Genomic DNA, 13,852 nt, shown 5'->3' with positions numbered 1-13,852 from the left:
CTTCGCCGTGACCACCGTCCCCGGCTGAGCGAGATATTTTCGGGCTTCGTCCTGAGTAGAGGTACAGCTCTCCAGCGCGACAACCGTGTGGCCGAATATCACTCGGTGAAGTCCAGCGAGATGTCCAGCGCGGCGGCGGAGTGCGTTAGCGCGCCCACCGAGATAATGTCCACACCCGTCTCCGCAATCCCGCGCACAGTCGCCAGGTTTACCCCGCCCGATGCCTCCGCCAGCGCCCGTCCTGCGATCTTTTCAACGGCTTCACGAAGCATTTCATTGCTCATGTTGTCTAAGAGCAAGATATCTGCCCCTGCGGCAACTGCCTCGTCCACTTGCGCTAAATTCTTGCACTCGACTTCGATGCGAAGCGTGTGTGGCGCATGCTCCCGCGCTCTTGAAACGCACGCGACGACCCCACCTCCTGCTGCCAAGTGGTTGTCTTTGATCAGCACGCCATCGCCCAGCCCGTCGCGGTGGTTGTGTCCCCCGCCACAGCGCACGGCGTATTTCTCCAGTGTCCGTAGCCCCGGCGTGGTTTTACGTGTGTCCACAATCCGGGCCTTTGTCCCCGCCACCGCGTCCACAAATTTCTGCGTCAAGCTCGCTGTCCCGGAGAGCCGCTGCGAAAAATTCAGCGCCACCCGCTCGCCCGTGAGCAGGCTCTGCGCCGGGCCGGAGAGCTTGGCGACAATATCGCCGTAGCTCACCCGCGTCCCATCGGCGACCAGCGGCGTGAACTCGATTGCGGGGTCAACTAGCCGAAACGCACACGCCGCAAGCTCAAGCCCACAGATCACGCCCTCTGCCTTCACCAGAAAGACACCACGGGCCGTCTTCCCCGCAGGCACCGAGAGCAGCGTCGTCACATCCCCCGCCCCAATGTCTTCGATTAGTGCTGCCCGAATCGTCTCTTCGTACTGAATGGGTAATAATTTCATTCGCTCACTTGCTGTGTGTGGTTGCGTATCCACACGGCCAGCTCCTCCTCGCTCCGCTCTCCTGCCGCTACGGCATAGAAAGTCAGATATTTGTCTTCCGCACTTGCCTCGGTATCCCAGCCATTTTTGAGCAAGAAAACACGCGCAAGGACATAGCCAACGCGCTTATTCCCATCGACAAAAGGATAATTCTTGATGACTCCAAAGGCATAAGCTGCCGCAAGTGCCGCTATATCTGGTTCAGGCTCGCCATAGCTCCAGAGATTTTGAGCACGAGCAAGTGCGGATTCTAGCATACCCTGATCCCGCAATCCTGGGGAGCCACCAAATCGTGAGATCTGTCGCTCATGTATCGCAAAAACTTCCTCAATAGTAAACCAAATCGGCTCTTTCATGGCTACTGGGCCAGGCGTCGCAAGACATCACGATCCTCACGCATGACTTTCTCTGCGAGTTCCATGGTGCGCTCAAACTCAGGATCGTAAGGAGAGACTTCATAACCACTTGTCGTCTCGCGAATATAGAGGGTATCCCCCTTCTCTACCTTCAGCGAGTCCAATACTTCCTTAGGCAAGATAATCCCTGCCGAGTTTCCCACACTGATAATCTTTGCTTTCATAGCAAGAATTATAACATTAGTTATAACTCTTGTCAAGTTCAGGTAGACTATAGGGCATGAATACTACTTCTACCCCCTCTGTGATTGCTCCGGGCGCGGCTCTTGAGAAGCTGGCCGGAGAGTTTTCGTTTACCGAAGGCCCGACGGCAGATGCGCAGGGCAATGTCTACTTTACCGACCAGCCCAACGATCGGATCCTGGTCTGGAGTGTCGAGGGCAAGCTCTCGACGTTTATGCAGCCGTGTGGGCGCTCCAATGGGATGTACTTTGATGCGGCGGGCAACCTGTGGAGCTGCGCGGATGACCAGAATCAGCTCTGGAAGATTGGGAAAGATAAGAAAGTCTCGGTGGTGGTGCTGGCCGATCCCGCGGGCAAGCTGCTCAATGGCCCCAACGATGTCTGGGTGCACCCGAAGAAAACCGGTGGCCTCTACTTCACCGATCCGCTCTATGTCCGGCCTTACTGGAAGCGCGATAAAGCCATGCAGCCCGCCGGACAGTACGTGTATTTTCTTACGCCCGATCACAAGACCCTGAGAGCTGTTGCCACGGATTTAACGCAGCCCAACGGGATCACCGGGACGCCCGATGGCAAGACGCTCTATGTCGCCGATATCGGAGCTGGCAAGACCTACTCCTACGAGATTCAAAAAGACGGCTCCCTGGCAAATAAGAAGCTCTTCTGCTCGCTCGGCTCCGATGGCATGACACTCGATAGTGAAGGCAATCTCTATCTGACCGGCAAGGGCGTGACGGTCTTTGATAAAACCGGCAAGCAGATCGAGAACATTCCCGTGCCCGAGGGCTGGACCGCCAATGTCAGCTTCGGCGGCAAAGATAGAAAGACACTCTTTATCACAGCCAGCAAGGGACTCTACGCCATCAAAACCCGAACCCAGGGTGTCCATGGCAAGTAATAGGCGGAAGTAAGGAGAAATCTATTAGATGGTAACGTTAAAACACTTTGGTGTGGGCTCCTACACCTGGCCCTGGGCAGCACGCGCTAAAAAACTCACGGCCCTGGAGATTGCGCGCCGTGCCCAAGCGGCGGGACTAGATACCATCCAGCTCTGCGACAATATCCCTCTTTTTGAACTGACCGAGAGCGAGCTGGCGACATTGAAAGCAGCGGGACTGAGAGTGGAGCTGGGAGTCCGTGGGCTTGCCAATGTCCCTAAAGCGCTGGCCTTGGCGAAAAAATTAGACGCGCCACTCCTCCGTTTAGCAATAGATACCCACGATCACGAGCCAGAACCCCAGGAGATTATCGCAGCTCTCCAGGAGCTTCTGCCTGTTTTAGAAGAGCAGGGCTGCACTCTGGCACTTGAAAACCACGGCAGGCTCTCAGCCAGAGCGCTCGCCTGGATCATCTACACGTTAGGATCTCCCTTGGTTGGGATCTGCTTGGATACAGCCAACTCTATGGGGGCGGGAGAAGATCTACAAACCGTCCTGGATCATCTGGCTCCTCTCACGCTCTGTCTGCACCTGAAAGACGTTACGATTCAGCCGGTAGGGCACTTAATGGGCTTTGATATACGCGGCTGTGAGCCAGGAACAGGCCTAGTCGATTTTGCGACGACGCTAGAGCGCATGGGAGATCGCTGCCAGAGTGTCATCCTTGAGCAGTGGCCGCCAGAGCCCTCCGTCGAAGAGGACTGGGCCCAGCTCGGTATCCAGCGCTTGAAAGAATCTCAAGCAAGACGACTATAGCAATGCCATGAAAATTCACCCAGCACAACGGATGCAGACAGGGTACAATTCGCCAAAGGAAACTTATTCGTATGAGACGCTACGTGCTGCCTTGTTTTGCCCTTCTTGGTTTCGCCGCTCTCGCCCACGCGCAAGAGCCCGTTAAACCTGCCTTTGGACACTCGATGCAGGGTGAGGCATTCAACGAAGGGCCACGCCAAAAAGCAGTGCTGATGAAGGGAATCCCGAAGATTGAGTTTCCTACCAGCACGAAAAACAAGCAGGCACAGAAGTTTTTCGAGCAGGGCGTCGCGCAGATCCATGCCTACTGGTACTTTGAGTCTGAGCGCTCGTTTCGCCAAGCCGCCGACCTCGACCCTGAGTTTGCAATGGCCTACTGGGGCATGGCACGCGCCAATGTGAACAACCGCACCCGTGCCAAGGGCTTCGCCGAGAAAGCCGTCGAGAAGCGCAAGAATGCCAGCAAGCGCGAGCAGGGCTACATTGACGCGATTAGTCTCTTTGCCAATGGCAAGAACGATGAGTATATCGCTGCCCTCCGCAAGCTTGTCGCCGATAATCCTCTCGATATCGAGGCCACAGCGCAGCTCGCCCATGAACTGCAAGAGCGGGCGTTTGACAAGCCGCGCCAAGACGAAGTGGAGCGGCTGGCTCAAGAAGTGCTCGCGACCAACCCGATGCACCCGATCCATCACTATCGCATCCACCTCTGGGACAAACCAAACAACGAAAACGCGCTAGACTCCGCGCACAAGTCCGGGCTCTCGCAACAAGCAAGCGCCCACATGTGGCACATGGAAGGCCATATCTACACCCAGCTCAAGCGCTACAGCGATGCTGCTGTCTCGCAGGAAGCGTCGGCGCGTGTGGATCATGCGCACATGGGCCGTGTCCAGATCATCCCCGACCAGATCTTCAACTACGCCCACAACAACCAGTGGCTCTCGGAGAGCTTCCAGTTCACCGGCCAGCCCCAAAAAGCGCTGGAAGTGGCGCGAAATCTCGTCGCCAACCCGCGCCATCCCAAGCTCAATACGCTCGCAGGCTTCTCGGGGAGCGCCAGCCAGGGACTGCCTCGTCTTGTGGAGACCCTGGAGCGCTACGAGCTCTGGGAAGCGGCTCTGAGCGAGAAGATCGAGAGTGTCCCGAGCAAGTCTGACTGGGAGAAGAACCGCCTGCGCCTTCTGGGCTGCGCGGCCTACGCCACAGGCAAGCGTGCTCTGGGCCAGCAGTATCTCGATGAGCTCACCAAGCTCAAGAGCAGTGAGAAAGCTGTCGCCGCGGTGCAGTGCTACGCCGCGCTGGGTGAGAACAATACGGCGGAGGCCAGCAAGCAGCTCGATGCCGCCGGGCTTCCCAAGGAGCGTGAGGCACTGCTCCGGCTCCAGCTGGGCGAGATAGAAAAGGCCCTCACCCTGGCCCGTGATGCCGCCAAAGGCCGCCCCAACCAGGTGCTCCCCCAAGCAACTCTGGTTCGGGTGCTCCATGCCGCAGGCAAGCTCGACGAAGCCAAGGCGGAGCTGGAAAAACTCCGTCCCCTCGCCGCCCGCGCCGAGCTAGACACTCCGCTTCTTGCCGCACTTGCCCCCATCGCCCAGCAGTGTGGCGTGTCTTCCTCCGCGGACTGGCGTGGCGCTCTTCCTGCCGATCCCCTCGCACTTCCCCGCCCCAAGATCGAGAGTCTCGGGCCACTCTCCTGGATGCCCCCTATCGCGCCGGGTCTCTCGCTCAAAGACGGCAACGGCAAGAAAATCAGCCTCAAAGACTACGCAGGAAAGCCCGTGCTCGTCTTGTTCTTCCTCGGCTCCGCCTGCGACAAGTGCATGGAGCAGGTCAATGCCTTCGCCGCGGAGTCTGAGGGCTTCAAGAAAGCCGGGATTGAGATCGTCGCCGTGAGCCTTGATCCACAAGAGCAGGTCAAGAAGATGAAGGCCATGCCCTTCCCCATTCTTGCCAACCCGGATCTCAAGACCTTCAAGTCCTGGAAAGCCTTCGACGACTTCGAGGACATGGCCCTCCACGGCACGTTTCTCGTAGACGCGACTGGCAAGCTCCGCTGGATGGACACGGGCTTTGCGCCCTTCACCGACGCCAAGTTCGTCCTCGGCGAAGCGCAACGGCTCTTGAAGCTCCCCAACACGAACTTCATCATGGCTCCTGTCTCAAATTAGTCTATGCACCCCAAACGCTGGACTCGAACCGAGTACCATCGGCTTGGTGAACTGGGGCTATTAGGAACTGATCGTTGGGAACTGCTTCAGGGCACGATCTATCAGATTCCGCTTCCCACGCCGCGTGAAGCAACCAGTATCCGCCGAGCAATGTCAGCGCTACTGACGTTTGGGGCGGAACATATTCGCGTCCGACTTCCCATCGTTCTCAGCTCCGAAGACGAGCCAGAACCCGACATCGCTATAACGACAAACACCGCCGATGCCTACACCGAGCAGCACCCCGGCCCAGAAGATATCCGCCTTCTCGTTGAGGTCTCCTCTAGCACAATCCAGGACGATCTCACCACCAAAGCCGGGCTCTACGCCCGCGCTGGTATTCCCGAGTACTGGGTGCTTGATGTCGAAAACCGCCGTCTCTACGTCCATCGAAACCCCGGATCTAACGGTTGGGGTGATATTCGTAACCTCGCCGAGACAGAGAGCGTTACTCCGCTAGCCGCACCACAAGCCAGTATTCCCGTCGCTATACTCCTAGGGTAAGTGCTCGCCAAGTTCGTGCTCGGCGAAGCACCTGCGGGAGAGCAGGCGTTAGTGCCCGCGAGATCGCTCGTTTCAAGACGGGGCATTGCTGGTGCACAGAAACGTTGCTAGAATAAGAATGATCCGCAGCCTCCTAAGCCGCTAGTCGGCCAGCTCCCGCCTGATTTTTCTAGTGTCCTTGGCGTTTTCGGGGATCGAGCGCGTCTCGGAGGCCGTCGCCGAGGAAGTTGAGGGCGATGACGGTAAGTGAGAGGCAGATGGCGGGCCAGAAGACGAGACGCGGCTCGCTGCGGTAGTAGTCGAGCGCGTCGTTGATCATGCGGCCCCACGAGGGAAACGGGCGCTGGACACCGATCCCCAGAAACGAGAGGGTCGCTTCGGCTAAGATAACGCCCGCCGCGTCTACCGTCACGGCGACGATAATCGGGGAGAGCAGGTTGGGCAGGATGTGCTTGAGTAGAATCCGCCCGTTACTCGCCCCCATCGCAATCGCTGCCTCCACAAACTCGCGCTTTCGCAGAGAAAGCACTTGCCCACGGACGAGGCGTGCCAGCGGCGGCCAGCCGGTAATTCCCAGCGAGAGCACCACGAGAATAAGCGATATCTCGGGCTTGGATGCCGCCGCACCGAGTGTCCCGAGAAGTAAAATCGCGAGAAGCACATCGGGGAAGGCGAGCAGCGTGTCAGTGATGCGCATGAGAACCGTCTCCGCCCAGCCGCCAAAGAACCCCGCGATCAGCCCGACTGTTACGCCAATGGTCACCACAAACAGCTCTACCAAGACCGCCACCGAGAGCGAGATTCGTGCGCCGTAGATCAGCCGGGAGAGAATATCGCGTCCCAGGTCATCGGTGCCGAGCCGGTGCGCCGCGCTCGGGCCCTGCATCCGATCCACTAGCTTCTGCTCCGCAAACGGATACGGTGCGAGAAAGTTTGCAAAGAGCGCCACGAGCACCAGCAGTCCCAGAAAGATTAGGCTAGCAAAGGCGATTTTGTTTTTCTTGAGCTCTTGCATCAGCGCTTGCCCCCTGCGGAGCGTGCGCGGGGATCTAGCACACCGTAGAGAATATCCACCATCAGGTTCACCATCACAAAGATAAAGGCCATGAGCAAGGCAAGCCCCTGAATCACGGGATAGTCACGCTGCTGGATCGCGAAGATCGACTGGTAGCCTAGGCCCGGAATCTGAAAAAACGTCTCCACCACGAACGAGCCGGAGAGCAGGTAGCCAAAGGTCGTGCCCGCGACGGTCATGATGGGCGGAAAGGCGTTCTTTAGCGCGTGCTTAAAGAGCACCACGCCGTCCGATAAGCCCTTCGCCCGTGCCGTTCGAATATAGTCTTGCCCTAGCACATCCAGCATCGCTGAGCGGGTCATGCGTGCCATCAGCGCTGCGGAGCGCGCCCCGAGCACAATCGCCGGAAGGATAAAGAACGGGGGCTGCATCCGGCTGGTATCCCCCAGTGCAAAGCCCATGGGTGGCAGTAGATTTCGCTGGACGGCGAAAAAGAGCGTCAGGAGTGGCGCGAGCACAAACGAGGGAACCGCAACTCCGAGCAGTGCCGCACTCATCGCGGCTCGGTCCACGATCTTATTGGCCTTCACCGCCGCCAGAATCCCAGTCGGAATCCCGATTCCCAGCGAGAAGAGCAAGGCTAAGCTCGCCAGAGTCGCCGTGTTGGGAAAGCCGCGCTGGATCAGCGCCATCACCGGCTCGCCATTGTTAAAGTACGAGCGCCCAAAGTCGCCACGAAAGACAATCCCTGTCACATAGTTGCCGTAGCGCACCAGCGGTGGAAGATCCAAGCCAAGCTGGTGCTGCAACCGCGCCTTACTCTCGGGCGTCGCGTGCTGCCCCAGCAAGATATCCGTGGGATCGGCAGGCGAGAGATAGGTGGCAAAGAACACCAGAAACGAGATCGCCAGCAGGGTAGGGATCGCCAGCCCAAGGCGCGTGAGGATCAGGCGGATCACGGCCCTCCTCCCCCAGCCCCTCCTCCCAATCCTGGGAGGAGGTTGGGAAGGAGGGGAGATTGGTGGGAGGGGGCTTTAGCCTTCTTGCCGCAACAGCGGGCCGCTTTAGCCGCCCGTTGGTGGCGTGGGTTCAGGATCATTTGACCTCAACCGAGACGAGCGGGAGGTGGCCGAGGAGGCCGTCTTTGAGGCCGGTGACGTGGGTTTTGACGAGCTCCATATCGCGCTGGTAGTAGACCGGAATCCACGGGGCATCGTCCACGACCATGCGCTGGGCCTTGGCGTACATTTCGAGGCGCTTCTTGGGGTCGGTCTCGATATCGGCGGCGGCGCAGAGGGCATCGTAGGCGGGGTTGGAGTAGCCGACGTGGTTCTCAGCGCCTGTGGTGGTTAAGAGAAGCGAGAGATAGTTCTGCGGATCAGGGTAGTCTGCGCCCCAGCGGTGGAAATACACGATCTCATCGCGGTCCATGGCCTGGATGAGCGCGGCGTACTCCATCTCGCGCAGCTCGACCGTGATCCCGACCTTGCTCCACTGCTCTTTGAGCACTTGGGCGGTCTTGACGATATCGGGCTGCTGCTGGCGGAAGCAGAGCGTGAGCGGCGGGAGGCCCTTGCCCTCCGGGAAGCCTGCCTCAGCGAGGAGCGCTTTAGCTTTGGCTTCATCGTAGGGATAGCCTTTGAATGCCGGATCATAGCCAGGCATGCCCTCGGGGACGATACACTCGGCGGCGGTGTTGACGTCCAGCAAGATCCCCTTCTTGATCTCCTCTTTGTTGGTAGCGTAGGCAAAGGCTTGCCGCACTTTGGCATTACTGAACGGCGCGTAGGCCTTCTGGTTCAGCCCAACATAGTAAGTCGAGGCGCGGTTGAAGGTCTGCACCTGGCCTGCGTACTTGGGGTCGGACTTGTCTTTCTCGTAGTCACCTTTTTCCAGAGCCACAATATCTAAGAGGCCCGAGTCGTACTGGAGGCGAGCGGTCTTGGTGTCTAAGATAATCGGGCGCTCCACTTTCGTGAGCTTAGGCGCACCGAGTACAAAGTCTTTATTAGCCTCCAGGGTCACGGACTTCTGGGGCGTGTAGTTGGTCAGCTTGAAGGGGCCACAGCCAACACCCGCCGCGTTCTCGGAGCCGATGGTCTTTGCGCCACTGGGCAGGGTGGGGCCTTTCTCGATCTCTTCTTTGGCAAGAATATAGGCCGTCGGGTAAGTGAACTTGCCCAAGAAATAAGGCCGCGAGCCGACCAGCGTGATCTCAACCGTGCGCTTGTCAATGACTTTCACGCCAGTGAGCTCCGTTGCTTTCCCAGCGGCCAGCTCTTTCGCACCTTGAATATCATCAAGATAGCTCCCTGCCACGGGCGAGGCGAGCTTTGGGTCGAGGGCGCGGGTCAGGCTGTACTTCACATCGTCGGCGGTCACTTCCCGGCCATTGTGGAACTTGATGCCCTCACGAAGCGTGAACGTGTAGACTTTCCCGTCCGCGCTCATTTTCGGCAGCTCTTTGGCAGCCATCGGCGCGACCTCGGTCTTGTCGTTCCAGCCGACCAGGCCCATGTGCGCATTCTGGAGCAGATCAATCGTCGGGCCGTCTTGAGCACGGTGCGGATCTAGGGTGGACGGCTCCGTGGCAATCGGGTAGCGCAGAACACCCGGCACCGCGCCCGTCGCGCCGCCGCCCGAAGTCCCGCCTCCCGCATTGTTACTCGAAGGACAGCCCATCAGAGTAAATGAGGCCAGCGAGAGAAGAGAAAAGCTGAGTGCGCAGAAGCCGCGCCGGGTGAGAGTTGAGGAAGTAGACGATGTCATGACGGGGAAATTATAGCACGTTCTCGCCAAAGTAGTCGGTACAATGGGCACATGAAAACCCGAGCTGCTTTTCTTCTAAGCCTTATTGCCCTTGCGCTTCTGGCCCCCGCCCACGCGCAAACCAAGTCGCAGGTACTCCCGCTCTACCCGCCCGGCCACCCGACGCTCCAAGGACAGAACGAGAAAGAGATCCTGACCCCACCCAATGCCAAGCCAGGGCAGTACTTCAATATCAAGAATGTCCACAACCCGATTATCGAGGTCTTTCTGCCGCCCAAAGAAAAAGCGACGGGGACGATGATGATTGTTGCGCCGGGCGGCGGGCACCGCGAGCTGGGCTGGCCCAATGAAGGGACGCAGATCGCACAGTGGCTCAACGAGCGCGGGGTTGCGGCGGCGGTCTTGAAGTACCGACTGGCCTTCACGCCGGGCTACAAGTACACGGTCGAGGGCGAGGCGCTCCAAGATACCCAGCGTGCGTTTCGCTTAGTCCGTGCCAACGCCAAAGAGTGGGGAATTGATACCAAGCGAGTCGGGATTCTAGGCTTCTCTGCCGGCGGAGCCCTGGCCGCACTAATCCACATGCGCAACGATAAGGGCAAGCCCGACGCCACCGACCCTATCGAGCGAGAGAGCTGCATCCCCAACTTTGTCGCGCTGGTCTACGCGGGCTGGGCCCCGATGGAGTTTAAGATCCCTGCTGGGGCCGGCCCCGCCTTTCTCACCAGCGCGGGCCTCGATGATGCGTTTCATGCCAAGCAGACCGTCGAGTACTACAACCTGCTCTTTGACGCCAAGGTCCCCGTGGAGCTGCACATCTACGGTCACGGCGGTCACGGCGGCGCGATCAGTGCGCGCAAGGGAATCCCGTTTGGCACCTGGCAAGTGCGCTTTGAGGAGTGGATGGCCGATCTGGGGTATTTGAAGGCCCCCTAACCCCCACCCGGCGGGGGGACAATCACATGCTTGAGCGCCTCGCGAACCGAGAGGCCAGAGAGCTGTGCTTTATTGGCCTCGACAAACGCCCGGACAGCAAGCGGGTCGGTGTAGGCGTAGGTTCTTAACGCCCAGCCGATAGCTTTTCGGATGAAGAACTCCGGGTCGGCGGCGTTGGCGCGGCAGTAGGCAAAGAGACGTTCGCTATCGGTGGCTTTGTGGTGCTTGAGCTGATGCAAGATCGCCGCGCGTCGGAGCCAGAAGTTCTCGTCGCGGCTCCACTCGTCCATTTGTGCTTGTAGCTCGGGGAGGCGCAGGGTGAGCGGGCTGAGCACGGCCCCGACGACCCCATCCACGCTGTCCCACCAGGAGTTCGTGGTGATGAGTTCTCGGAGCAATGGCAAGCTACTCGGTGTAAGGCTCTTCTGGTACTTGGCAAGCAAGTCCACGGCCACGTACGCATACTCGCGCTCCGGCAGCGCCCAGAGCAGGCGCGCTGCCTCAGCCAGCCAGGCTCCGTCGGCGACGGGCTTTGCGGCGGTGAGAATGGGCTTCACCAACAGCTGAAACTCCGGGCGCTTGAGGCCCAGAAACGGGAAGTGATCGCGCATGTAGCGCACCATCGGAGCAGCTTTTTCGGCGTCGCGGTGCGGCTCCAGTGCGCTCTGAACCGCCTCCACAAACTCAGTGGGACTCATCTTCCATGTCCTCCGTGACCGTGAGCTCGCCTGCAATGTCCGCCAGCAGAAACGCATGGGGCGGGATGCCTCGCCCTAGTGCGGCCATGAGCTTGACTTGCGCCGCCACATCGGTCAGGTCGCCCGTGGGAATGGCTCCTGCTTCGAGCGCGTCACGCCCCGGCTCATAGAGGCCCATACGCGTTGAGCCGCCCACAAACTTGGTGGTGATAAGCACAGGAATCTCAGCAGCGGTGGCTTCCTGAATCACGGGAACCAGTGAGAGCGGCCCGACATTGGGGACATTACCCGTTCCAAGAGAACGAAGAATAAGGCCGCGACAGTGGCCAGAGTGCAGCACCGCACGCAGCGCCTCAGGCGGCAGGCCAGGGGTCATGTCCACGGTTAAGATCGCGCCATCGAAGCGTGTGTCGGGGGTAAAGGCGGCGCTTTGTGTGCGCTCGGTGTGGAGCCCGGTGAGCCGAATCCCTGCCGCCGTCACCTCGCCCAGGAGCGGAAACGCAGGGGAATCAAAGGCGGGAAAGCGAATCTCGCTGGTCTTGATGGCTCGGTTGCCGCGCAAAACCCGATCCCCAAAGACAATCATCACCTCGGAGATCTGGCGGCGGATGGCAAGGCGTAGCGTGAGCAGCGCCCCGATCAGATTACGCGCCGCATCGGTGTGGTCGCTCTTGAGAGGCAATTGCGAGCCGGTGAAGACAATCGGCAGGTGCCCGCCGCGTGGCAATGCGAGCGAGAGCGCGGTGGCGGTGTAGGCCATGGTGTCGGTGCCGTGCAGAACTAAAATGCCGTCGCACTGCCCATGTGCCTGCGCCACGGCATGGATCAGCGCGGCCCAGTGGTGTGGCGCAAGATTGGTGCTATCCAGCGACGCCAGCGGCACGAGAGTCAGCTCGGCGTAGCGTGCGGCGGCGGGCACTTGATCCAGCAGCTCCCCCACCGACGCCGCCGGTCGGAGTGCGCCATCGGCCCCGCGCACCATGCCAATCGTGCCGCCCATGCCAATCACCACAATGCGCGGAAGCGTCATCCTGCGGTCATCCGGTAGAGGTGGACATCGTCTGGGGCAAACGTATCGCTGACCGAGACCGTGCGCCCCTCACCGAGCACCTCCAGCTTGCCACACGAGTCTAGCTCGACCGTCACGGGGGTATCGCCTGTCGCGGCGGCAAAGATATAGGTGGCTCCCTTGTGCTCCACCACAAGCTGCTCCACACCGTTCTGCGTGCGACGCTTTCCACGCGGGCTGTTGATCACCGCTGCCAGCGCTTGAATCTGCTTGTTGGTCGCCGTGACGGAGGCCAGCATCTCGGGGTCGTCGAGAAGCGCGTGCTCGTTGAACTTGGGCTGGAACTGGTGGACAAAGTAGATCAGGCCGCGTGCGCCGTGGATAATCGCCCGCCAGGTCTCGTTGCGCACTTGCCGAGGCGTGGCTTTGGTCTTGCCATCAATGCGCGTGCACTCCAGGCAGCTCCAGACCAGCTTCTTCCCGCCCGTCCAGCCGATTAAGCGATCCACGCCTTTTGGCACGAGCCCCAGCGGCAGGCCACTGGCAACGGGGTAGACATCAAAGGAGACAATATCCCCGCCCTGCACATAGGTCTGGTAGTCCGAGAGCTTCGCGCCCGCGCCGCGCCCCTTCCAGCCATCGTTGGCAACTCCCTGCCCAAGATTGAGCAAGATTGGTCGGGTCGAGTCTTTCTCACGGAGCCGCTTGTAGTCGTCCACGATCTTCTGCGGCGGCACACACGGCCCCCAGCCCTTCTTGCCCGTCACGGGGTCGATGATCGCCTGCGCGTTGTCGGGCTCGTCGCCGTGCATCCACGACGCGATAATCGGATCGTCTTTGTGCGCCAGCCCCACCGCGTTCTGCTCACAGACCACCCGCATCTTCGCCGCCTTTAGCGACGCGAGCTGCTTCTCCGTCGGCCCCTGCCAGAGCGCGACATAGAGATTGATCCCCGCCGCCCCGTAGCGCGACGCATTCTCCGGCGACTGAAGCCAAACCCCGAGGGGAAAGTAGTCCGGCGAGCTAGGAAGCCCGTTCTTCCACGTTTGCTTCATGCACTGATTCTACCCGCCCACCCTGGAATATTCTGTGGCATAATATAAAGCAATGACGCTGCCCAAAAAATACCGCGTTTAGGTGTATGATGGCACGAGCGCTGTTAATTCTCACCTTAGTTGTGTGTTGTGTTCCCGCTATCCTCTGCGTGTCCTGGGGGGTACATTGCGCCTTGGATCGTCTTTGTGAGCGACATGCCAAGCGGTTTTGTCAGCGAAGCGGTTTGGAGGTTTCCAGGGCCCGATGGAAGCCGCAGTTTGAGTCATCGGGCGTCAAAACAGAATTTACGCTGGTGCAGCTCGATTGTTTCGATTCACAGAAGCATCGCAGACTTATTTTGTTATCCGTTTGGCCCTTCGGCGTCCGCAAACGGATAAGTGATGGC

The 13,852-nt window shown here is 59.6% G+C and carries 14 protein-coding genes; 5 read left to right on the top strand and 9 right to left on the bottom strand.

Annotation, left to right across the window (positions count from 1 at the left end; genetic code table 11):
* Positions 1 to 98 precede the first annotated feature (98 nt).
* From nadC to AC1XOS_RS12060, 3 genes are read right to left on the bottom strand one after another with little or no spacing between them, the layout of a single operon-like run.
* A complete protein-coding gene (gene nadC / locus AC1XOS_RS12070) occupies positions 99 to 938 on the bottom strand; it encodes a carboxylating nicotinate-nucleotide diphosphorylase (protein ID WP_481962469.1) in 840 nt (279 codons plus the stop codon).
* On the bottom strand, positions 935 to 1,333 hold the full coding sequence (locus tag AC1XOS_RS12065; RefSeq protein ID WP_481962468.1) for a type II toxin-antitoxin system death-on-curing family toxin: 399 nt from the start codon (positions 1,331 to 1,333) through the stop codon (positions 935 to 937). Before AC1XOS_RS12065 ends, nadC begins: the two co-directional genes overlap by 4 nt.
* Before the next feature lie 2 nt (positions 1,334 to 1,335).
* Positions 1,336 to 1,557 (bottom strand): AbrB/MazE/SpoVT family DNA-binding domain-containing protein, encoded by a 222-nt coding sequence (locus tag AC1XOS_RS12060; RefSeq protein WP_481962467.1) that lies wholly within the window; start codon positions 1,555 to 1,557, stop codon positions 1,336 to 1,338.
* A 56-nt stretch (positions 1,558 to 1,613) separates the two neighbouring features.
* On the opposite strand from AC1XOS_RS12060, the gene AC1XOS_RS12055 reads away from it, so the two are divergent.
* The 4 genes from AC1XOS_RS12055 to AC1XOS_RS12040 all read left to right on the top strand — a co-directional run bounded on the left by AC1XOS_RS12055 (position 1,614) and on the right by AC1XOS_RS12040 (position 5,984).
* Complete coding sequence (locus AC1XOS_RS12055; protein ID WP_481962466.1) at positions 1,614 to 2,474, top strand: SMP-30/gluconolactonase/LRE family protein; 861 nt, start codon at positions 1,614 to 1,616, stop codon at positions 2,472 to 2,474.
* Between the two features lie 28 nt (positions 2,475 to 2,502).
* The gene (locus AC1XOS_RS12050) at positions 2,503 to 3,270 is read left to right on the top strand and encodes a sugar phosphate isomerase/epimerase family protein (protein ID WP_481962465.1); all 768 of its coding nucleotides are present in this window, start codon (positions 2,503 to 2,505) and stop codon (positions 3,268 to 3,270) included.
* Positions 3,271 to 3,341: 71 nt separating this feature from the next.
* Positions 3,342 to 5,441, top strand: coding sequence for a redoxin domain-containing protein (locus tag AC1XOS_RS12045; RefSeq protein WP_481962464.1), 2,100 nt, complete (start codon positions 3,342 to 3,344; stop codon positions 5,439 to 5,441).
* A gap of 3 nt (positions 5,442 to 5,444) precedes the next feature.
* Positions 5,445 to 5,984: a Uma2 family endonuclease gene (locus tag AC1XOS_RS12040; protein WP_481962463.1), complete on the top strand. Its 540-nt coding sequence runs from the start codon at positions 5,445 to 5,447 to the stop codon at positions 5,982 to 5,984.
* Between the two features lie 169 nt (positions 5,985 to 6,153).
* Here AC1XOS_RS12040 and AC1XOS_RS12035 read toward each other — a convergent pair whose 3' ends face one another.
* The 3 genes from AC1XOS_RS12035 to AC1XOS_RS12025 all read right to left on the bottom strand — a co-directional run bounded on the left by AC1XOS_RS12035 (position 6,154) and on the right by AC1XOS_RS12025 (position 9,768).
* Positions 6,154 to 6,999 carry an ABC transporter permease gene (locus AC1XOS_RS12035; RefSeq protein WP_481962462.1) on the bottom strand — a complete coding sequence of 282 codons (846 nt, stop codon included), beginning with the start codon at positions 6,997 to 6,999 and terminating at the stop codon, positions 6,154 to 6,156.
* Positions 6,999 to 7,958: an ABC transporter permease gene (locus tag AC1XOS_RS12030; protein WP_481962461.1), complete on the bottom strand. Its 960-nt coding sequence runs from the start codon at positions 7,956 to 7,958 to the stop codon at positions 6,999 to 7,001. Before AC1XOS_RS12030 ends, AC1XOS_RS12035 begins: the two co-directional genes overlap by 1 nt.
* A 136-nt stretch (positions 7,959 to 8,094) precedes the next feature.
* On the bottom strand, positions 8,095 to 9,768 hold the full coding sequence (locus tag AC1XOS_RS12025; RefSeq protein ID WP_481962460.1) for a peptide ABC transporter substrate-binding protein: 1,674 nt from the start codon (positions 9,766 to 9,768) through the stop codon (positions 8,095 to 8,097).
* Positions 9,769 to 9,819: 51 nt separating this feature from the next.
* Between AC1XOS_RS12025 and AC1XOS_RS12020 the strand changes: the two genes are divergently transcribed.
* Positions 9,820 to 10,704 carry an alpha/beta hydrolase gene (locus AC1XOS_RS12020; RefSeq protein ID WP_481962459.1) on the top strand — a complete coding sequence of 295 codons (885 nt, stop codon included), beginning with the start codon at positions 9,820 to 9,822 and terminating at the stop codon, positions 10,702 to 10,704.
* On the opposite strand, the gene AC1XOS_RS12015 is transcribed toward AC1XOS_RS12020, so the two are convergent.
* From AC1XOS_RS12015 to AC1XOS_RS12005, 3 genes are read right to left on the bottom strand one after another with little or no spacing between them, the layout of a single operon-like run.
* Complete coding sequence (locus AC1XOS_RS12015; RefSeq protein WP_481962458.1) at positions 10,701 to 11,402, bottom strand: DNA alkylation repair protein; 702 nt, start codon at positions 11,400 to 11,402, stop codon at positions 10,701 to 10,703. The two genes, AC1XOS_RS12020 and AC1XOS_RS12015, sit on opposite strands and share 4 nt — an antisense overlap.
* Positions 11,389 to 12,432 (bottom strand): asparaginase, encoded by a 1,044-nt coding sequence (locus AC1XOS_RS12010; RefSeq protein WP_481962457.1) that lies wholly within the window; start codon positions 12,430 to 12,432, stop codon positions 11,389 to 11,391. The genes AC1XOS_RS12015 and AC1XOS_RS12010 overlap by 14 nt, the downstream gene beginning before the upstream one ends.
* Positions 12,429 to 13,466, bottom strand: a complete 1,038-nt coding sequence (locus AC1XOS_RS12005) for a hypothetical protein (RefSeq protein ID WP_481962456.1) — start codon at positions 13,464 to 13,466, stop codon at positions 12,429 to 12,431. Before AC1XOS_RS12005 ends, AC1XOS_RS12010 begins: the two co-directional genes overlap by 4 nt.
* Positions 13,467 to 13,852 lie beyond the last annotated feature (386 nt).

This window comes from Armatimonas sp. (assembly GCF_964826245.1).
Note: the sequence above shows the minus strand (reverse complement) of the source record. Positions and strands in the feature narration are given on the sequence as shown.